19 protein-coding genes are annotated in these 19,709 nt (G+C 64.0%); 17 read left to right on the forward strand and 2 right to left on the reverse strand.

Translation table 11 applies throughout. The features are described from left to right. Positions 1–16: 16 nt before the first annotated feature. Entirely contained in the window at positions 17–826 is an 810-nt protein-coding gene (locus HNP00_RS01100; protein ID WP_260404705.1) for a peptidylprolyl isomerase, read from the reverse strand. A 208-nt stretch (positions 827–1,034) separates the two neighbouring features. Between HNP00_RS01100 and hisS the strand changes: the two genes are divergently transcribed. The 3 genes from hisS to HNP00_RS01115 all read left to right on the forward strand — a co-directional run bounded on the left by hisS (position 1,035) and on the right by HNP00_RS01115 (position 5,210). After that, positions 1,035–2,393 (forward strand): histidine--tRNA ligase, encoded by a 1,359-nt coding sequence (hisS, locus tag HNP00_RS01105; RefSeq protein ID WP_184735011.1) that lies wholly within the window; start codon positions 1,035–1,037, stop codon positions 2,391–2,393. A 159-nt stretch (positions 2,394–2,552) separates the two neighbouring features. Next, the gene (gene aspS, locus HNP00_RS01110; RefSeq protein WP_184735013.1) at positions 2,553–4,349 is read left to right on the forward strand and encodes an aspartate--tRNA ligase; all 1,797 of its coding nucleotides are present in this window, start codon (positions 2,553–2,555) and stop codon (positions 4,347–4,349) included. 84 nt (positions 4,350–4,433) lie between these two features. Beyond that, positions 4,434–5,210 (forward strand): N-acetyltransferase, encoded by a 777-nt coding sequence (locus HNP00_RS01115; protein ID WP_184735015.1) that lies wholly within the window; start codon positions 4,434–4,436, stop codon positions 5,208–5,210. A 57-nt stretch (positions 5,211–5,267) separates the two neighbouring features. Here the strand turns inward: HNP00_RS01115 and HNP00_RS01120 are convergent, their stop codons facing one another. Beyond that, entirely contained in the window at positions 5,268–5,945 is a 678-nt protein-coding gene (locus tag HNP00_RS01120) for an acVLRF1 family peptidyl-tRNA hydrolase (protein WP_184735017.1), read from the reverse strand. A 41-nt stretch (positions 5,946–5,986) separates the two neighbouring features. On the opposite strand from HNP00_RS01120, the gene HNP00_RS01125 reads away from it, so the two are divergent. The 14 genes from HNP00_RS01125 to nusB all read left to right on the forward strand — a co-directional run bounded on the left by HNP00_RS01125 (position 5,987) and on the right by nusB (position 19,520). After that, the gene (locus HNP00_RS01125) at positions 5,987–7,441 is read left to right on the forward strand and encodes a replication-associated recombination protein A (RefSeq protein ID WP_184735019.1); all 1,455 of its coding nucleotides are present in this window, start codon (positions 5,987–5,989) and stop codon (positions 7,439–7,441) included. Positions 7,442–7,611: 170 nt separating this feature from the next. Then, complete coding sequence (gene rpsD, locus HNP00_RS01130) at positions 7,612–8,232, forward strand: 30S ribosomal protein S4 (protein ID WP_028267147.1); 621 nt, start codon at positions 7,612–7,614, stop codon at positions 8,230–8,232. 150 nt (positions 8,233–8,382) lie between these two features. Then, positions 8,383–8,757 carry a DUF948 domain-containing protein gene (locus HNP00_RS01135; RefSeq protein ID WP_184735021.1) on the forward strand — a complete coding sequence of 125 codons (375 nt, stop codon included), beginning with the start codon at positions 8,383–8,385 and terminating at the stop codon, positions 8,755–8,757. A gap of 59 nt (positions 8,758–8,816) precedes the next feature. Then, positions 8,817–9,029: a hypothetical protein gene (locus tag HNP00_RS01140; RefSeq protein ID WP_184735630.1), complete on the forward strand. Its 213-nt coding sequence runs from the start codon at positions 8,817–8,819 to the stop codon at positions 9,027–9,029. Positions 9,030–9,163: 134 nt separating this feature from the next. Further along, on the forward strand, positions 9,164–11,842 hold the full coding sequence (gene alaS / locus HNP00_RS01145) for an alanine--tRNA ligase (RefSeq protein WP_184735023.1): 2,679 nt from the start codon (positions 9,164–9,166) through the stop codon (positions 11,840–11,842). Between the two features lie 2 nt (positions 11,843–11,844). Then, entirely contained in the window at positions 11,845–12,435 is a 591-nt protein-coding gene (ruvX, locus tag HNP00_RS01150) for a Holliday junction resolvase RuvX (protein ID WP_184735025.1), read from the forward strand. Continuing rightward, positions 12,432–14,069 (forward strand): endolytic transglycosylase MltG, encoded by a 1,638-nt coding sequence (gene mltG / locus HNP00_RS01155; protein WP_184735027.1) that lies wholly within the window; start codon positions 12,432–12,434, stop codon positions 14,067–14,069. Before ruvX ends, mltG begins: the two co-directional genes overlap by 4 nt. Next, on the forward strand, positions 14,066–14,956 hold the full coding sequence (locus tag HNP00_RS01160; protein ID WP_184735029.1) for a shikimate dehydrogenase: 891 nt from the start codon (positions 14,066–14,068) through the stop codon (positions 14,954–14,956). The genes mltG and HNP00_RS01160 overlap by 4 nt, the downstream gene beginning before the upstream one ends. A gap of 26 nt (positions 14,957–14,982) precedes the next feature. Then, complete coding sequence (aroC, locus tag HNP00_RS01165) at positions 14,983–16,182, forward strand: chorismate synthase (protein ID WP_184735031.1); 1,200 nt, start codon at positions 14,983–14,985, stop codon at positions 16,180–16,182. Between the two features lie 56 nt (positions 16,183–16,238). Beyond that, complete coding sequence (locus tag HNP00_RS01170; RefSeq protein ID WP_184735632.1) at positions 16,239–16,748, forward strand: shikimate kinase; 510 nt, start codon at positions 16,239–16,241, stop codon at positions 16,746–16,748. After that, positions 16,745–17,836: a 3-dehydroquinate synthase gene (aroB, locus tag HNP00_RS01175; RefSeq protein WP_184735033.1), complete on the forward strand. Its 1,092-nt coding sequence runs from the start codon at positions 16,745–16,747 to the stop codon at positions 17,834–17,836. Before HNP00_RS01170 ends, aroB begins: the two co-directional genes overlap by 4 nt. Next, on the forward strand, positions 17,833–18,354 hold the full coding sequence (locus HNP00_RS01180) for a lipopolysaccharide assembly protein LapB (RefSeq protein WP_184735035.1): 522 nt from the start codon (positions 17,833–17,835) through the stop codon (positions 18,352–18,354). Before aroB ends, HNP00_RS01180 begins: the two co-directional genes overlap by 4 nt. 192 nt (positions 18,355–18,546) lie before the next feature. Next, positions 18,547–19,110: an elongation factor P gene (efp, locus tag HNP00_RS01185; RefSeq protein WP_028267136.1), complete on the forward strand. Its 564-nt coding sequence runs from the start codon at positions 18,547–18,549 to the stop codon at positions 19,108–19,110. Next, positions 19,110–19,520 (forward strand): transcription antitermination factor NusB, encoded by a 411-nt coding sequence (nusB, locus tag HNP00_RS01190; protein WP_184735037.1) that lies wholly within the window; start codon positions 19,110–19,112, stop codon positions 19,518–19,520. Before efp ends, nusB begins: the two co-directional genes overlap by 1 nt. The last annotated feature ends 189 nt before the right edge of the window (positions 19,521–19,709 follow it).

Below are 19,709 nucleotides of genomic sequence, written 5' to 3' on the forward strand. Positions count from 1 at the left end.
CCGCTGTCCGGACTGTTTACTTCAGAGAAAACGAGTCTATCGTGACAGGTGCCACAGGAGAGCCGTCCGTGGCGCTGGTGCCTGGATTGACGCCCGCCTGAGCAATCTTCGTCACAACATCCATTCCGCTGGTGACCTTGCCTACGATCGTGTATCCGCCGGCGGAATCCGGAGGGATGACGGTGTCCTTGTACACGATGAAGAACTGGTGACCGTTGCCGTAGGCGTTGTTCCCGGTTCGCGCGACGGCGATGGTTCCAGCGGGGTATTTGTTGTCGGTGGGCGTGTTCTCCAGCGGTCCCCAGTGGAAGTTGGGGTCATCAGTGGTGTCGGCGCCCTTGGTACCGCATTGCAGCACCGCGAAATTGTCACCGGTGGTCAGGCGAGGACACTTGAGCCCGCTGTAGTAGCCCGCATCGGTGAGGGATTTGTACACGGCGGCCGCTTGGGGAGCCGTGGTGCCGTCGAGTTCGACTCCGACGGCCCCGCCGTTGAGGCTGAGTTGGCCGGTGAAAGTCTTGCCTGCCGCGGTGTCCGCTTTGGGAATGTCCGCGCTATTCGACGAGGGAGCCGCGGTGGCGGATGGCGACGCCGACGGTGAGCTGAGACCGGCCTGAGCCGCTGCGAATTCGGACTCGCTCGGGTTCGAGTTGAACACGGTGAGTTGAAGTACGGCGGCGGCAATCAGTGCGGCGGCACCCACACCGACGGCGATCACATTGTCCCGGCGGCGCCGCTTGCCCTGCGCACGCCGAAGCTCGCGCTTGGCTTGCATTTGCCTGATGCGCCGTTTGGCTTCACGGTTGTCCCGCGGCCTTGTAGCCAAGAGTCCTCCTGGTTGTCTGGACAAGCTTCCATCACCGGCAACCCAAGCAAAGGGCCCGCATTAGATGTGCACGCGCCGAAAGCATAAACTGGCTGCCGCACATAGTTTATGCATGACTGGCTGGACGCCCGCCTATCCTGAGCCGAATCGGCCCGTGGTTCTTTGGGGCGGGTCCGGCCCGCGCAATCATTGAGGAGAAAATTCCACCATGGCTCGTACCGCCTCCCTGTCCGGATTCCCCGAGTGGCTTCCCCAGGAGCGGTTGGTGGAACTGCATGTGCTGGACACCTTGCGCAAGACCTTCGAGCTTCATGGTTTTTCTTCCATCGAAACCCGCGCCGTCGAGACGGTCGGCCAGCTCCTGCGCAAGGGCGAGATCGACAAAGAGGTCTACGGACTGAGCCGCCTGCAGGAAGATGAGGACGACTCCGCCGCGGAGGGCGGGAAGTCGGACAAGACAGATCCCCACGCCCTGGCCCTCCACTTCGACCTCACGGTGCCGTTCGCCCGTTACGTCGTGGAAAACGCCGGCTACCTCGCCTTCCCTTTCCGCCGCTACCAGATCCAGAAGGTGTGGCGCGGGGAACGTCCGCAGGAAGGCCGCGCCCGCGAGTTCACGCAGGCGGATATCGATGTCGTGGGCGACGGCGAGCTGCCGTTCCGCTATGACGTCGAGATCGCGCTCGTCATTGCAGAAGCCCTGAGTGCCCTTCCCATCCCGGACTTCCGCCTGCGCATCAACAACCGCAAGTTGGCCGAGGGCTTCTACCGTGGCATCGGCCTCACGGACACTGCGGGCGTGCTTCGAAGCATCGACAAGCTTGAGAAGATCGGCGAAGCGAAGGTTGCCGAATTGCTCAGGAGCGAGCTTGGCGCCACGGATGAGCAGGCGGCACTTGCCTTGAAGCTTGCAAGCATCCGCACTGAGGACACTTCGTTTGTGGCGCAGGTCCGTGCCCTCGGTGTGACGGACGAACTGCTCGAGGAAGGCCTCAGCGAACTCGAACAAGTCATTGAGGCTGCCGTGCAGCGTGCCCCCGGCAAGGTTGTTGCCGACCTCAGCATCGCCCGGGGCTTGGATTACTACACCGGTACCGTCGTCGAAACCATCCTGGTGGGACACGAGCAGCTCGGTTCGATTTGCTCCGGTGGCCGCTACGACGCCCTCGCCAGCAAGGGCAACCGCAAGTTCCCCGGCGTCGGGCTGTCGATCGGTGTGACCCGCCTCGTATCCCGGATCCTGAGCCAGGAACTCGCGACGGCGTCCCGCTCGGTTCCCACGGCCGTGCTTGTCGCGCTGAACAATGACGAAAGCTGGTCCGCCGCCCAGGAGGTCGCGGCCCAGCTGCGCGGACGGGGGATTGCAACCGAAGTTGCGGCCAAGGCCGAAAAATTCGGCAAGCAGATCAAGTTCGCCGATCGCCGTGGCATCCCCTTTGTCTGGTTCACGGACGACGACGGCAAGCACCAGGTGAAGGACATCCGCACCGGCGAACAGGTGGATGCGGATCCTGCCAGCTGGGAGCCGTCCGCCGAGGACCTGCACGTCCGCATCACCACGCGCTAGGCGCGAGCCGATACCCGGGAGCCGATGCCCGCAGGCGCCAGCCTGCCGGCATCAACCGGTCGGCGCCGCGCCTGGTGGGGCGACGCTTCATCCATACGGGTAAACTCGAACGGGATCGTTTTGTCATGATCCGCTGAAAATCATGTTGAAAGGAATGCTGTGCTGCGCACACATGACCTCGGATCCTTGCGTTCCGAGCACATTGGACAGACCGTCACCCTGGCAGGCTGGGTAGGCCGCCGCCGCGATCACGGTGGCGTGGCCTTCGTCGATCTGCGTGACGCGTCCGGTGTCGCCCAGGTGGTTGTCCGCGAGGAAGAGGTCTTCCACGGCCTGCGCAACGAATACGTGCTGCAGATCGTGGGCACCGTCAGCAAGCGTCCCGAAGGCAACGAGAATCCCGCTCTTGCCACCGGTGAGATCGAGGTCATCGCTGAGAAAGTGGTGATCCTCAACACCTCGGACCCGTTGCCGTTCCAGATCGATGAGCACGTGGAGGTCGGTGAGGAAGCACGCCTCAAGCACCGCTACCTTGACCTGCGCCGGCCGGGCCCCGCCCATAACCTGCGCCTGCGTTCCGAGGCGAATCGTGTTGCCCGCGAATTGCTCCACCAGCAGGGCTACGTGGAAATCGAAACCCCCACGCTGACGCGTTCGACGCCGGAAGGCGCCCGCGACTTCGTGGTTCCGGCGCGTTTGGCGCCGGGTTCCTGGTACGCGCTTCCGCAGTCGCCGCAGCTTTTCAAGCAGCTGCTCCAGGTGGGCGGTTTCGAAAAGTACTACCAGATCGCCCGCTGCTACCGCGACGAAGACTTCCGTGCGGACCGCCAGCCGGAATTCACGCAGCTGGACATCGAAGCCAGCTTCGTTGATCAGGACGACATCATTGAGCTCGGCGAAAGCATCGTCAAGGCACTGTGGCAGCTGATCGACGTCGAGATCCCGACGCCGATCCGCCGCATGACCTACCACGAGGCCATGGCCAAGTATGGCTCCGATAAGCCGGACCTGCGCTTCGGCCTGGAACTGACCGAATTGACGGAGTTCTTCAAGGACACGAACTTCGGCGTCTTCAAGGCACCCTACGTTGGCGCGGTTGTCATGCCCGGTGGAGCCTCGCAGGCCCGCCGTGCGCTGGACGCCTGGCAGGAGTGGGCGAAGCAACGTGGCGCCAAGGGTCTCGCTTATGTGCTCTTCAAGGAAGACGGCGAGCTCACGGGCCCCGTTGCCAAGAACCTCACTGACACCGAACGTGCCGGACTGGCCGACGCTGTGGGAGCCAAGCCGGGCGACTGCATCTTTTTCGCGGCCGGCGAGAAGTCCCCGTCCCGCGCGCTGCTGGGCGCTGCCCGCGTCGAGATCGGCCACCGTACCGGCCTGATCGATCCCAAGGATTGGGCCTTCGTCTGGATCGTGGACGCCCCGATGTTCGAGCCGGCAGCTGCGGCCGTCGCTTCCGGCGACGTCGCGGTGGGTGGCGGCCAGTGGACGGCCCTGCACCACGCGTTCACTTCTCCGAAGCCAGAGTTCCTGGACTCGTTTGACAAGGACCCTGAATCGGCGCTGTCCTACGCCTACGACATCGTGTGCAACGGCAACGAGATCGGCGGCGGATCTATCCGTATCCACGAGAGTGATGTCCAGGAGCGCGTTTTCGAGCTCATGGGTTTGGACAAGGAAGACGCGCAGACCAAGTTCGGCTTCCTGCTGGAGGGCTTCAAGTTCGGCGCCCCTCCCCACGGTGGCATGGCCTTCGGTTGGGACCGCGTTGTGGCCTTGTTGGCCGGCGTCGACTCCATTCGCGACGTCATCGCCTTCCCGAAGTCCGGCGGCGGCTACGACCCCCTGACCGCTGCTCCGGCGCCCATCACGGCGCAGCAGCGCAAGGAAGCCGGAGTCGATTTCAAGCCTGAGGCCAAGCCCCCGGCAGCCAAGTCCCAGGGCAAGTCCGAGTAACGAACTGTAGCAGTAAGCCGAAGGCCTCCGCCGCTGCGGGGGCCTTCGGCGTATCATGACGGCGATTGGCCTTGAGGAGGACACATGGCCCAAGAAATGAGCCTTGGATTGATTGAAGAGCTGATGGACCGGGCCTGGCCGGCCCAGGATCGTGAGGATTCCGGAGGTTGGGTCATGCGCGCCTCTGGAGGCGTCACACAGCGGGCAAACTCGGTCTGGCCCAGGGAGCAGGCCAGCGACCACGAATCGGCAGTCCGGGCCGCGACCCAGTGGTATCGCTCAAGGCGCCTCCCGCTGATCTTCCAGATTTTCGACGATGAACGCAGCACCGGCCCGAACGCGGTGCTTGATGCGCAACGATTCACCCGGCAATCTGAAACGCTGATCATGATCCGCCCGGGCAGCCCTATGGCGTCGCTCGAACCCCTCGCTGGGGGAGTCGAGATCTCCGAAAAGCCTTCCGAAGAGTGGCTCCGGTTGTGGTGGTCCGTCGACGGGCGCAGCGGAGACGCCGAGTTGGAGATTGCGCGGAACATCTTGACGTCTTGTCCGTCGATCTATGCCCTCGTGAGGGACGACGACGGCGACCCGGCCGCCGTCGGGCGCCTCGCCTTGGTGGACGGCAGGGGAGGTATCTACTGCATGGCCACCACGGCCGCACACCGCCGCCGTGGTTACGGGCGGCAAGTGCTCGACGCGCTTCTTACGGCGGGCAACCGCCAGGGTGTCGTGGAGTTCTGGCTGCTGGTGATGGCCTCGAATACCGGCGCCCAGGCCCTTTACGAGGGCGCCGGATTCGCGGAGCACGGCCGGTACCTCTACCGGCAGGCACGGCCCCAGCGGGCGTTGTCGGGCTGCTAACAGGACGGCTCCAGAACCCCACCGATCTTTCGCTGGCGGTGTTGGCGCTGCGAGACGCTACAGCGGATCCGTGACCTCGATCCGCACGGCGCACGCATCCGCCGCAGCCCTGCGAAGCACGGTTGCGTTGGGGTCGGCGACTGCCAGAGACTGCAACCGCTTCCGCGACGCGTACTCCTTCAACGCAGTTTCCTCCAGGACCGCGGCGGACAGTGCGGCGTCCCCGCCCACGACGAGGTATTCAATTCCTTGCCCGGCGAAGACGTGGGCGGCATGTCCGGCCACAGCTTCCGTCAGCGCGTTCGCTTGATTCTCGCGACGCCGGGCAAACCGCTGCTGCGAGGATCCTCCTGCCGCGGACCGCGACTGGACGTAGCGGGAACCCGATTTGGACGCAGTCACTTTGCCGCCGCTCACGACCCCCACTGCGTACCCGCCCCGCCGGACCAGAATGATTCCGAGCCGCCTTTCCTGCGAAGCAAGGGATGCCAAACGCTCAACCGCGTTTGTGCCCTTGCCGGGCCTTCCATCAACGGTCCACGGAGCTTTCAGGAGCGCCACGGCGCCGTCCGCCGCCCGCAGAAGCGTGCCGCCGTCGTCGGGCTCCTCCTGAAGCACGCCATGACTCGCGGCGAAACGCTCCACCCAACCAGGCAAGCGGGGGCCAGGGATGAAGGCGGTGCGCCCTGCCGGTGGCGGCTGCTTTTCGTTGGGGCCGGACGGCCGGGTCTCCACGTCGATGTCTCCTTCGATGGAATCATGAGTAGCCTATCCATGTGGAAGATCTCTTTGGTGCCGGCGCGGACAGCGACGACGACGCCGGCAGCCAGGCGTCCGATTCGGACCGTTCCGATACAGGGCGTCCGGCGTCGCCGCGGAGTCCTCTGGCCGTCCGCATGCGGCCCCGGACACTGGACGACGTAGTGGGCCAGCAGCACTTGCTGGGCCAGGGGTCACCGTTGCGGCAGCTCGCTGCCGGGGCCAACGCCGCCGGTCCTGCCGGTCCCAGCTCTGTCATCTTGTGGGGACCGCCGGGCACGGGCAAGACGACGCTCGCGCACGTCATCGCCCGCGGACCCGGCAGGAAGTTCGTCGAACTGTCCGCCATCACAGCGGGCGTCAAGGACGTCCGGCTTGTCATGGAAAATGCCCTGACTGCCCGCGATCTCTACCGGACAACAACAGTGCTGTTCCTTGATGAGATCCACCGCTTCAACAAAGCCCAACAGGACGCGCTACTTCCCGGTGTCGAAAACCGCTGGGTGGTCCTGGTCGCCGCTACCACGGAGAACCCGTCGTTCTCGGTGGTCTCGCCTCTGCTGTCCCGGTCACTCTTGCTCACCCTGAAACCTCTTACCGACGCCGATATCGAAGGCCTCCTGCAGCGGGCCGTTGCCGATGCCCGCGGTCTGGCAGGGGGGGTGGAGCTCACCCCGGATGCCCTCCAGCACTTGGTCCGCTTGTCCGGGGGAGATGCACGCCGCGCGCTCACGGCGCTTGAGGCCGCTGCCGGCGTCGCATACGGAGACCGGAACCACGACGGCGACGCCTCCGAAGAGCCCGGGCTCGCGGGTGACGGCGCCCCCGAGGCTCCGGTCGTCGTCGAACTCCGCCACACGGAGCGAGCCTTGGACGTCGCCGCTGTCCGATACGACCGAGCGGGCGACCAGCATTACGACGTCGCCAGTGCATTCATTAAATCGATCCGAGGCTCCGATGTCGACGCGGCCCTCCACTACCTGGCCCGCATGCTCGAAGCAGGCGAGGACCCTCGTTTCGTGGCCCGCCGGATCGTCATTTCCGCTGCCGAGGACATCGGCATGGCGGATCCCACGGCCCTGCAGACCGCCGTTGCCGCCGCCCAGGCAGTGCAGCTGATCGGCATGCCCGAGGGGCGGATCATCCTCGCGGAGGCCGTGGTGCATCTGGCGACTGCGCCAAAGTCCAATGCCGCGTACATGGGCATCAACAAGGCCATCGCCGATGTGCGCGCGGGGATGGGGACCGGGATTCCGGCGCATTTGAGGGACGCCCACTATCAAGGCGCGAAGGGACTTGGCCACGGCCAAGGTTACAAGTACGCCCACGATGCCCCGCACGGCGTGGCCACCCAGCAGTACGCTCCGGATGATTTGGTCGGCAGGGACTACTACGAGCCCACGGGGAACGGTTCCGAACGGGATATTGCTCCCAGGCTCGAGCGGCTGCGCAGGATCATCCGGGGCAAGTAGGACTCATGGTAGGATGGACGCTTGTCTGGCAAGGCACGGACGCACAATCCATCAGAACTCACGTTTTGGTGCTGTGCCCTGCGCCCCGTAGCAAAAGGCAGCGGTTGGCCGATGCTCTCCCTCATGGAGGCCAGTAACACTGACACACCGCAGATATTGGAAGGACACAAGTGGCTAACAACACTCGTGCTCGCCGTACCGCACGCCTTTCGCGTGCACTCGGCATCGCTCTGACCCCCAAGGCCGCCAAGTACATGGAGCGCCGCCCGTACGGCCCCGGTGAGCATGGCCGTGCCCGCAAGAAGCAGGACTCCGACTACGCCGTACGTCTGCGCGAAAAGCAGCGTCTGCGCGCCCAGTACGGTATCCGCGAAGCCCAGATGACCCGCGCCTTCGAAGAAGCACGCCGCACCAAGGGCCTGACCGGTGAAAACCTGATCGAACTGCTCGAAATGCGTCTCGACGCCCTCGTGCTGCGTGCTGGCTTTGCCCGCACCATCGCCCAGGCCCGCCAGCTGGTTGTGCACCGCCACATCCTCGTTGATGGTATCCGCGTGGACCGCCCGTCGTTCCGCGTTGCTGAAGGCCAGCTCATCCACGTTCACAGCCGCAGCGAAGTCATGGCTCCGTTCCAGGTTGCAGCAGCAGGCGCACACGTCCTGAACGTCGTCCCGGCCTACTTGGACGTCAAGATTGACGCCCTGCAGGCACGCCTGGTTCGCCGCCCGAAGCGCTCCGAGGTCCCCGTGACCTGCGAAGAGCAGCTCGTCGTCGAATTCTACGCTCGCTAAATTCCAGCGCGCATACAAAGAAGCCCGTGGCACGCGCCGCGGGCTTCTTTGTATGTAAGGTACTTGGGGAAGCCACGCCGGGGGCCGTCAGTGCAGAACCGCACGGCGCGCCCACCGCGACGCAACAAAAATGCTAGGAGATGAGTGTCCATGACTGGTGGCGATATTGCAGGCCTGATCGCGGCCGGAGTCTTTGCGCTCCTTGTGCTGCTGTTGGCCGTGCCCATCCTCAAACTCGGACGCGTCTTTGACGAAGTCCGCACCTCCATCCGCTCCTTGAGCGACGGAGCGACGCCCCTGATGGACGAAGTCACCGCGACGGTCTCCACCACCAACCAGCAGCTGAGAAAGGTGGACGGCATCACCTCCAACGTTTCCGATGCCTCCGCCAACATCTCGGCGTTGTCCTCACTGGTGGCCGCAACTGTCGGTTCACCGCTCATCAAGGTTGCCGCGTTCAGCTACGGAGTGCGTTCGGCCTTTGCCAATCGCCGTAAATCGAGCAGTGGCCGCCGCAGCCGCTGAACCCGTTCGTAAGTCGCGACCCTTCGTATGTCAGGAATACAGTGAAAAGAATCGTCTGGATGGGGATCGGCGTGGCAATCGGAGTCATTGCCTTCCGCAAAATCACCGAAGCGAAGGCCAATATCGGTCCCGACGGCCTGAATCGCGCCGTAGCACGGCTGGCTGATGGAGTGTATGACTTCGCTGACGCAGTGCGCGCCGGGATGAATGAACGCGAAGTCGACCTCCGGGCCGCGCTCGGCATCAACGAGGCGGATGCCGGCAGGCGGTAGCCGCCGCGATACAACCGCCGCGGTTCGCCCAAGCGGCCGTCAACAAGGCAGAATTAGAAGCTGCGGCAGTGGCAACTGCCAACGCCGCGCACAAACTCATGTGCAGTGAATTGAGAAGGGTAAGTAATCAGCTAATGAAGTCGCAGGAGATCACCAAACGCTGGGTGGACTTTTTTGTCAGCAAGGGCCATACCGCCGTCCCCTCAGCGTCGCTCGTGTCCAGCGACCCTTCCCTGCTCTTCACTGTGGCCGGCATGGTGCCCTTCATTCCTTACCTGACCGCCCGTGAGGAGCCGCCCTTCAACCGCGCCACGAGCGTCCAGAAGTGCATCCGCACAGGCGACATCGAGGAAGTGGGCAAGACCGCCCGCCACGGCACGTTTTTCCAGATGTGCGGAAACTTCTCTTTCGGGGACTACTTCAAGGAAGACGCCATCAAGTTTGCCTTCGAACTGCTCACCAAGAGCGTCGACGACGGCGGCTATGGACTGGACGTTGAACGCCTCTGGGTGACCGTCTACGAGGAAGACGACGAAGCCCAGGATCTGTGGCTGAAGAACACCGGAATCCCCGCCTCCCGCATCCAGAGGATGGGGAAGGCGGACAACTACTGGTCTACCGGGCAGCCAGGTCCTGCCGGTCCGTGCTCGGAAATCTACTACGACCGCGGCCCGGCCTACGGCGCCGAGGGCGGTCCCATCGCGGACGAAAACCGCTATGTCGAAATCTGGAACCTCGTTTTCATGCAGTACCAGATTGAGAACGTTCGCTCCAAGGTGGACTTCGACATCGTCGGCGAGCTGCCCAAGAAGAACATCGACACCGGCCTGGGCATGGAGCGCCTCGCGATGATCCTGCAGGGCGTCGAGAACATGTACGAGACCGACCAGGTCCGTCCCGTCATCGACAAGGCCGCAGCCCTGTCCGGCAAGGAATACACCTCCGCCGAGTCCGCTGACGACCCGCACCACACGGACGATGTCCGAATGCGCGTTGTTGCCGACCATATACGTTCGGCCCTCATGCTGATCTCCGACGGCGTGTCCCCCTCCAACGAAGGCCGCGGCTACGTCCTGCGCCGGCTCATTCGCCGTGCCGTCCGCGCCATGCGCCTCCTCGGAGTCGAAGAAGCCTGCCTTCCGCAGTTGCTTCCGGCATCCCGAGACGCCATGAAGGGCGTGTACCCCATCGTGGAGACCGATTTCGACCGCATCAGCCGCATCGCCTATGCCGAAGAAAAAGCCTTCCTGCGCACCATCGCCTCGGGTACCGCGCGCCTCGAGGAAGCCGTGGTGCTCTCCAAGGCTGCCGGCAAGCCGCTGTCCGGCGAAGATGCCTTCGCCCTTCACGACACCTACGGGTTCCCGATCGATCTCACCCTCGAAATGGCCGAGGAAGCCGGCCTGAAGGTTGACGAAGCCGAATTCCGTAGCCTCATGCTCGAACAACGCCAGCGTGCACAGGCAGATGCCAAGGCCAAGAAGGGTGGACACGCTGATGTCTCAGCCTTCCAGGAGCTCCTGGCCGAAGGGGTGACGGTGTTCACGGGCTACACCGAGTTGGAAAGCGAAGCCCGCGTGCGCGGCATCGTCAGCTCCGGCCGACGGGTCGCCCACGCTTCCACGGGCGACGAGATCGAACTCGTCCTCAACGAAACGCCGTTCTACGCCGAAGCCGGCGGCCAGTCCGCAGACAAGGGCCTCATCACCGGTGACGGCTTCGTCGTCGAGGTTCTCGACGTCCAACGCCCCGTGAAGGGCCTGAGCGTCCACAAGGCGATCGTCCGCGAAGGCGAGATCGCTTCAGACGCCTTGGTCCGCGCCGCCGTCGACCGCGAACGGCGCCACGCCGCAGAGCAGGCGCACACTGGCACGCACATTGTGCACGCTGCCCTTCATCAGATCCTTGGCCCGGAAGCCACCCAGCGTGGCTCTTTCAACAAGGCCGGTTACCTGCGCTTCGACTTCGCCTGGGGCGAGGGACTGAGTGCGGCTACGAAGTCCGAGATCGAAGAGGTCTCGAACATCGCCATCCGCAACAACTTCCAAGTGGACACCAAGGTCATGGGCCTTGCCGAGGCCAAAGCCCTGGGCGCCATGGCATTGTTCGGCGAGAACTACGGCAGCGAAGTTCGCGTGGTTGAGATCGACGGCGCGTGGTCCCGCGAGCTCTGCGGTGGCACCCATGTGGCCAACACCTCGCTCATTGGCAGCCTGTCGCTGCTTGGCGAGCAGTCCGTCGGTTCGGGAAACCGCCGTGTGGAAGCCTTCGTTGGCCTTGACGCCTTCCGGCACCTCGCTGCCGAGCGTGCCCTGGTCACCGAGCTCACGGAGATGCTCAAGGTCCCTTCGGGCCAACTGGCAGACCGGATCTCCAGCACCTTGGCCAAGCTCAAGTCCACCGAGAAGGAACTGGACCGCCTCCGCAAGGAGCAGTTGACCGCGGTTGCGGCAAACCTCGTTGCCACGGCCCAGGACGCTGCGGGCGTCCGGGTGGTGGCGCACGACGCCGGCCAGGTCGGGGGAGCGGACGACCTCCGCAGCCTCGCCATGGACCTGCGCAACCGGCTCGGCTCCGACGCTTCCACGGTGGCAGTGGCCGGTGTCAGCAACGACCGCCCCGTCATCATCGTGGCCACCAACGAGGCCGCCCGTGACGCGGGCGTGAAGGCAGGCGCCCTGGTACGGGTGGCAGCGGGAATCCTCGGCGGCGGCGGCGGCGGCAAGGACGATGTCGCCCAAGGCGGCGGAACCGACGCCGCGAAGATCGCACCGGCCCTTGCGGCCGTTGTGGACGCGATCGCCAAGCGCTGATCTTGGAGGCCACCGCGAGCAACGACGGCTACCCCCGGGGCATCAAACTGGGGGTAGACGTCGGCACCGTCCGTGTGGGCGTGGCCATCTGCGATCCAGACGGCATCCTGGCCACGCCGTTCAAGACGGTAAGCCGGGATGCAAAGAAGAATTCCGACGTCGGGGTCATCGTCCGGCATGTCGCGGAGCTCGGCGCAGTCCAGATTTTCGTCGGGTTACCGCGCACGATGAAGGGTGAGGAACACGCGTCCGCCGTCATGGCTACCGACTACGCGGAGTTGCTGGCGGCCCACTTGCAGCGCCGCGGACTTGACGTTCCCGTCAACATGGTGGACGAGCGGCTCAGTACCGTGACGGCCCACCGCAATCTCCATGAAGCTGGCATGAGCAGCAAGGATCATCGTAAAGTGGTGGATCAGGTTGCCGCTGCCGGAATTTTGCAGCACGCGATCGACATGCAAAAAGCCAGAGGTGCAGATGTGGGCAGGCGCGTGCAGGCGCCGATGCCACCCCAACACATTGACGGCGCCAGTGCGCCGCTGCCGGCCTCCGGCACAGATCCACACTCTCCAACGAGGGGAAGACAATTGTGAGCCCGGTCAACAACGACCCCTCCAACGAAGCATCAGAAGACCGCACAAGGCCTCTGACGCGTCGTGAAATCCGTGCCAGGGAACGCTTCCTGGAGACGCAGAACCAAGAGGTGTTGCCACCACCTGTGCCTGTGCACTTTGAACCTGTCGCCGTACCGAAGCCGCAGTTGGCATATGTTCCGCACTACGCGCCGTCCGCCTCCGAAGCGCCGGCCCCCGTGGCGGAACTCCACGATGACAGCATTCGCAGCGAAACCCCGCCTTCCGAGGGCTTTCCTCCGCCGGCCGATGTGATTGCGCCAGGAGAAGCCAATGTGATTGCGCCAGAAGAAGACGTGCAGCAACACGAGGCTTCATATGATGACGCCGTGCACGTTGACGTCCGTCATCACGACGCCGAGCACGCCGATTCGGTTCCGGTTTACGACCCCGCACACGGCGACGAGTTCCACGAACTGCATGCACATGACGAAGGTTATGAGCACCACGATCCCCATTTCGAATACGAAGTCCATGACGAGCACGATGCCCATGAACTCATCCCGGCCGCGATTCCCGTGGCAAAGGCTCCGTCGAAGAAGGTCCGTCGTCGCCGTCGTCTTCTTGCGCTCCTGCTCACCCTCACCGTTTTCGTCGCCGCGGTTGCGGTGGGAGCTCAGTTCCTGAAACCGCTGCTCGGCATGGACAAGGTCAACGACTACCCTGGCCCGGGCACCGGCTCCGTCACGGTCACGGTGGCTCCGGGTTCCGGCCCCAAACTGGTCGCGACCAACCTCCAGAACCAGCACGTCATCGCGAACGCCGATACGTTCCTGGCCGCATTCACGGCGGCCGGCGGTGAACTCTCACCGGGTGATTTCACGTTCCGCACGGAAATGAAGAACTCCGATGCCGTGAATGTCCTCCTCAACAAGGACGCCTCCAAGGTCATGTACTTCGCACTCAGTGCGGGGCTTCGAATCGGGGAGTCGCTCGATGCGATCTCCAAGGGTTCAGGTATCCCTCTGTCCGAGTTAAAGGCCCTCAGTGACTCGCCGGTCCAGTTTGGCGTCCCGGCCCCCGCAAAAAACCTGGAAGGCTTCCTCGCACCGGGGGAGTACCGCTTCCCCCTCGGGACCTCGGCCAAGGACATCCTCCAGAAACTCGTCACGGCCACCACGGACGAGCTCAAGGCGCAGGGCGTCACGGATCCCGCCAAGCAATACCAGACCATCACTGTCGCCAGCATTGTGCAGGCAGAAGGCGGCCAGGCCGATTACGGCAACGTGGCTGGCGCAATCTACAACAGGCTCAAGCCGGGCAATACGGAGACGAACGGCCTCATCCAGTCGGACGCCACCGTCACCTATGGCCTCGGTACTAAGACCTTCCACTTGACCGATGCCCAGAAGGCCGACAAGAGCAACCCCTACAACACCTATGCCAACGTGGGCCTGCCGGTTGGCCCGATCGGCTCGCCCGGCAAGACGGCCATCGACGCTGCCGCGAAGCCGACGCCCAACAACTACCTTTACTGGGTGACCATCAACCTCGACACCAAGGAGACGAAGTTCTCCAGCACGTTGGCGGAGCACAGCAAGTACGTTGAGCAATACAACGCATGGTGTGCCGCCAACGCGGGACGGTGCGTGTGAGTAGACGTGCTGCCGTTTTGGGGCACCCCATCAGCCACTCGAAGTCACCAGCACTCCATCGCGCAGCCTATGCGAAGCTTGGACTCGACATTGATTACTCAGCCATCGACGTGACGGTTGAGCGGCTGCCGGCCTTCATGGCGGGCCTTCAGGCGCAGGATAACTGGTGCGGTTTGTCCGTGACCATGCCCCTCAAGACCGCCATGGTGGACGAGGTCGATGAGGTCCGGGGGGCCGGCTCGCACCTGGGCGTCATCAACACCGTCGCGTTTGAAGCCACCGAGCACGGTGTACGGCGGGTTGGTCACAACACAGATGTGGCTGGCATCGTTCAAGCCGTCAGGAACGCCGGGGTCAAGGAGCGGCCGAGTTCCGCGATTCTTGGCGGCGGCGGAACGTCCGCGGCGGCCATTGCGGCGCTACACGAACTGGGTTCGGGCCATGTTGACGTCTACGTGCGCGACGCCGGACGGGCGGCCGAGGCGAAAGCCGCAGCTGCCGCCGTCGGACTCTCCGTACAACTCCGGCCGATGACCGAGGCGGCTGAAGGCATCGCCGGAGCCGACCTGGTGATCTCCACTCTTCCGCCGCGGGCGGCGGACAGCATTGCCGCCGGGCTCGACCGGCTTCCCGACGATGTCAAGCGTCCCGACGATGGCAAGCGTCCCGACGATGTCTGGGGTGTGCTGCTCGACGTCGCCTACGATCCCTGGCCCAGCCGCATTGCCGAAGTGTGGCATTCGCGGGGTGGAGTAGTGGTTCCCGGACTGGAAATGCTGCTCTACCAAGCCGTCGAGCAAATTCGTTTGTTTTCCGGCGCTGAAGTCACCGCCGATGTCATAGATGTGATGTGCGACTCAGTCGGGCTACCCCGGCGGGTGTACTAGGGGCCTTACATGGCAGGATTGGATATATGTTGCGTTGGTTGACTGCCGGTGAATCCCATGGCCCGGCATTGCTCGGAATTGTTGAAGGCGTCCCCGCCGGTGTGGAACTCACCAGCGAGGAAATCCGCGATGCCTTGGCGCGCCGCCGTCTCGGCTATGGTCGAGGCGCCCGGATGAAGTTCGAGCAGGACGAAGTGAACATCCTTGGCGGCGTCAGGCACGGCGTCACGCAGGGCGGACCCGTTGCCATCCAGATCGGCAATACCGAGTGGCCCAAATGGGAGCAGATCATGTCTGCGGACCCCGTGGATCCCTCCCTCCTTGCCGAACAGGCACGCAACGCACCCCTGACCCGCCCGCGGCCGGGCCACGCGGACTTCACAGGTATGCAGAAGTACGGATTCCCCGAGGCACGCCCCGTTCTTGAACGCGCCAGCGCCCGGGAAACCGCCACCCGTGTCGCGCTTGGCACAGTAGCGTCGCAATTCCTGAAGCAGCTCGGCATCGAACTCGTCAGCCACACTGTTTCCATCGCGAGCGTCACCGTACCGGAGGGTCGGCCGCTGCCGGTGCCGTCCGATGTCCTGGCCCTCGACGCCGATCCCTTGCGGTGCTTCGACCGCGAGACCTCGGACGCCATGGTGGCCGAAGTCGACGCAGCGCACAAGGAAGGCGAGACCCTCGGCGGCATTGTCGAGGTCTTGGCCTACGGACTTCCGCCGGGACTCGGCAGCTACGTGCACTGGGACCGTCGCCTCGACTCCCGCTTGGCTGCTGCCCTGATGGGCATCCAGGCCATCAAGGGCGTCGAAGTCGGCGATGGCTTCCTCACCGCGGCCCGCCGAGGCTCCGCCGCGCACGACGAAATCGTCAAGGACGAGGCTGGCCGCATCGTGCGGAAGACCAACCGGGCAGGTGGCATTGAAGGCGGGATGAGCATCGGCGAAGTCCTGCGCGTTCGTGCGGCCATGAAGCCGATCGCTACTGTCCCGCGCGCACTGAAGACCATCGACGTCAGCACGGGTGAAGCTGCCAAGGCTCACCACCAGCGCTCCGACGTCTGTGCCGTCCCGGCGGCGGGCGTCGTGGCCGAGGCCATGGTTGCCCTCGTTCTGGCCGAAGCTGTGACTGAGAAGTTCGGTGGCGACTCCGTCGCCGAAACCGCACGGAACCTTCGGGGCTACCTGGACAGCATTCCGGCAAACCTGGACTCGGTCGGCCACTAGTGGTCCGCGGTACCTCGGGCACCGGTCACGGGCCCGCGATTGCCTTGGTGGGACCGATGGCCGTCGGCAAGTCGGTCATTGGCCACCAGCTCGCCCAGCAATTGGGCGTGCCGTTCGTTGACACGGACGTCGTCATTGTTGAGCACCATGGGACCATCGCGGACATTTTCGCGGGTCGTGGAGAACATGCCTTCCGCGAGATCGAGGCCAGGACCGTCGCGCGTGCGGTCGAAGCTGCGAACGCCAATGGCGGGGTTGTTTCGCTTGGCGGCGGAGCAGTGCTGGATTCAGGCACGCAACAGCTCCTGGGCGATTGCACTGTGGTGTATCTCGAATGCGATGCAGCGACGGTCGCCGAGCGCATCGCCCGCAACACCGGCCGGCCGCTCCTGGCGGGTGACGCCATGGCCCGTTGGAATGCCCTGTTTGCTGCCCGGCGTCCCGTCTATGAACGCTTGGCAGATGTTATCGTCGATGTCCGGTCCGGAACCGTGGCGGAAATCGCCCTCCACGTGGAGGAAAGACTGCGTGAATACGCGGCCTTGAAAGAGGAAGTGCAAAAGTGAGCAACGAATCAACTGTCATCAAGGTCACCGGCCAGTCCGCGAACGAAAACTACGACGTCGTCGTCGGACGCGGCCTCCTGGAGACCCTCCCCGCGAAACTGGGGGAGCGCGTCAAGCGTGTCCTCGTGGTCCACCCGCGCGCCCTGCGGCTGACAGGCGATACGGTTCGCGCAGAACTCGAGGCTGCGGGATTCACGGCCCTCACTGCTGAGATCCCCGACGCCGAAGAAGGCAAGCACATCCAGGTTGCGGCCTTCTGCTGGCAGGTGCTTGGCCAGAACGACTTCACCCGCTCGGACGCCATCGTTGCGGTTGGCGGCGGCGCTGTCACCGACCTCGCCGGATTTGTCGCGGCAACCTGGCTGCGCGGTGTCAAGGTCATCCACATGCCCACGAGCCTCCTTGGCATGGTGGACGCGTCGGTGGGCGGCAAGACCGGTATCAACACGGCGGAGGGCAAGAACCTCGTGGGTTCGTTCCACCCGCCCGCGGCCGTCCTCGCGGACCTGGACACGCTTCAGACCCTGCCCAAGAACGAGCTGATTTCCGGAATGGCTGAGGTCATCAAGTGCGGCTTCATTGCAGATCCCGCCATCTTGGACCTCGTCGAAAACAAGCCGGAGGAGGTCATTGACCCGGGTTCCGCGGTGCTCCGCGAGCTCATCGAGCGTGCCATCGCCGTCAAAGCGAAAGTGGTTTCCGAAGACCTCAAGGAATCCGGACTGCGCGAGATCCTCAACTACGGCCACACCCTGGGCCACGCGATCGAACTCGTGGAACGCTACTCGTGGCGGCATGGCGCGGCTGTTTCGGTCGGCATGATGTTTGCCGCCGAGCTCGCCCGCAGCGTCGGGCGGCTTTCCGACGTCGACGCCGACCGGCACCGCACGATCCTCGAGGGGCTCGGGCTGCCGGTCACCTACCGCCGGGACCGCTGGCAGGGCCTGCTTGATGGCATGCGCCGCGACAAGAAGTCCCGCGGTGACCTCTTGCGCTTTGTAGTGCTCGACGGTGTGGCGAAGCCCGGAATCCTCGACGTTCCTGACACCTCGCTGCTTTTCGCTGCCTACCAGGAGATCGCATCATGACGACTGAAACCTTCAGCAGCATCAGTGATTGGCCTACGGGCGGGTTCCCCGGAGTGCGCACCAATCCGGACACCCTCCTGCCGCACATCGTCAACGAGGAAGTCATGCAGTCCGCGTTGGCCGAGTCCAACGATCCCGCTGACCGCATCATGGCGCTCATGCTCGAAGGCCACCCCGGCGAAGCCGCCGAGTTGCTGGCCGAGGCCCGCTACAACGACCCCGAATCTTTCAAGCTCCGGATCTTCGAGGCCGAACTGCACCGTGCTACCAACCGCTTCGACCGCGCTGTGGAGCTCTTCCGCCAACTGCTGGGCGAAGTCAATGGAACAGCCAAGGAACCGATCGTCCATCAGTATTTGGGGCGGGCCCATTTTGTGGCCGGCAATCCCGTCGCCGCAGCGGAATCGTTCACCAAGGCCCTGGACCTGCGCGTTGCCTTGGCAGCCGATGCTTCCCTGATTTACTCCTCTGCCGTTGCCCTGCAGCGTGCCCGGAACGCCCTCGAGCTCGCCTCCTGAACGGGAGCGCCTCCTTGATGGTCTCGCCCGACTGATAGGGCGGGCGGCAGGCGCTGCGCAATTTGCCGGTAGAATGGTCTTTGGATTTTTGATAAATACGCGCTGGCGGCCGTCAAGGCATGCCAGATTGGCATACCCGGCTGGAAGCTAGAAACAGTAGCTAGAACCAGTGAGAGAAACCAGAGGATAATAGTGGCAACCACAAATGACATCAAGAACGGCACCGTGCTGAAGCTCGAGGGCCAGCTCTGGAACATCATTGAGTTCCAGCACGTCAAGCCGGGCAAGGGCGGCGCGTTCGTGCGCACCAAGATGCGCAACGTCATGTCTGGCAAGGTGGTGGACAAGACGTTCAACGCCGGCCTCAAGATCGAAACCGCCACCGTTGACCGCCGCGACTACCAGTACCTGTACCAGGACGGTGCGGACTTCGTGTTCATGGATACCCAGGACTTCGACCAGATCACGGTTTCCGGCGCCACGGTAGGCGACGCCACCAACTTCATGCTGGAAAACCAGATGGTCAACATTGCCATCCACGAGGGCACCCCGCTCTACATTGAGCTGCCCCCGAGCGTCGTCCTCGAAATCACCTACACCGAGCCGGGACTGCAGGGTGACCGTTCCTCCGCTGGAACCAAGCCGGCCACCCTTGAAACCGGCTATGAGATCCAGGTGCCCCTGTTCGTTGAGAACAACACCAAGGTCAAGGTAGACACCCGCGACGGCAGCTACCTGGGCCGGGTCAACGACTAGTGAGTGCCCGTGGTAAGGCCCGTAACAGGGCCCTCGAAGTACTGTTTGAGGCGGAGCAGCGTTCCGCCTCCGCCTTCGAGGTCTTGAAGGCCCGCCGGGAAATGACCGATCTCGTAGTCAACCCGTACACGACCGACATCGTGGAGGGCGTGGTTGCCATGCAGCCGACCATCGACGAATTCCTTCAGACCTACGCCCAGGGCTGGACCCTTGAGCGCATGCCGGCGGTTGACCGCATCATCCTGCGTATCGGCGCCTGGGAACTCCTCTACAACGACGACGTCCCGGACGGCGTCGCGGTCAGTGAGGCAGTCGCGCTGGCCAAGGTCATGTCCACCGACGAATCGCCTGCGTTCATCAACGGCCTCCTCGGACGTCTCCAGAAGCTGAAGCCTTCCCTGCTCGCTTAAGCGGCAGTGAAAGCATCCGAAGGGCTGGTGCCCACAGGAAACTGTGGGCGCCAGCCCTTTGCGTTGGCGGTTGCGATGGGGACTGCGCATGCACTCGGACGGTTGTGAGCTAAAACGCATGGTCCGCGCCCGGAGCGCGTCGGCCGGGCGCCACCGCTGTGGTAATTTTGTAGGGCAAATGTTCCTTTT

Source organism: Arthrobacter sp. AZCC_0090 (genome assembly GCF_014207375.1).
Lineage (GTDB): Bacteria > Actinomycetota > Actinomycetes > Actinomycetales > Micrococcaceae > Arthrobacter.

What these genes read in the sequence shown, in the direction of transcription:
- HNP00_RS01180 (WP_184735035.1), top strand. Translation starts at nt 17,833, where the DNA reads ATGACGACTGAAACCTTCAGCAGCATCAGTGATTGGCCTACGGGCGGG.
- HNP00_RS01140 (WP_184735630.1), top strand. Translation starts at nt 8,817, where the DNA reads ATGGGGATCGGCGTGGCAATCGGAGTCATTGCCTTCCGCAAAATCACC.
- alaS (WP_184735023.1), top strand. Translation starts at nt 9,164, where the DNA reads ATGAAGTCGCAGGAGATCACCAAACGCTGGGTGGACTTTTTTGTCAGC.
- HNP00_RS01135 (WP_184735021.1), top strand. Translation starts at nt 8,383, where the DNA reads ATGACTGGTGGCGATATTGCAGGCCTGATCGCGGCCGGAGTCTTTGCG.
- HNP00_RS01115 (WP_184735015.1), top strand. Translation starts at nt 4,434, where the DNA reads ATGGCCCAAGAAATGAGCCTTGGATTGATTGAAGAGCTGATGGACCGG.
- aroC (WP_184735031.1), top strand. Translation starts at nt 14,983, where the DNA reads ATGTTGCGTTGGTTGACTGCCGGTGAATCCCATGGCCCGGCATTGCTC.
- hisS (WP_184735011.1), top strand. Translation starts at nt 1,035, where the DNA reads ATGGCTCGTACCGCCTCCCTGTCCGGATTCCCCGAGTGGCTTCCCCAG.
- HNP00_RS01170 (WP_184735632.1), top strand. Translation starts at nt 16,239, where the DNA reads ATGGCCGTCGGCAAGTCGGTCATTGGCCACCAGCTCGCCCAGCAATTG.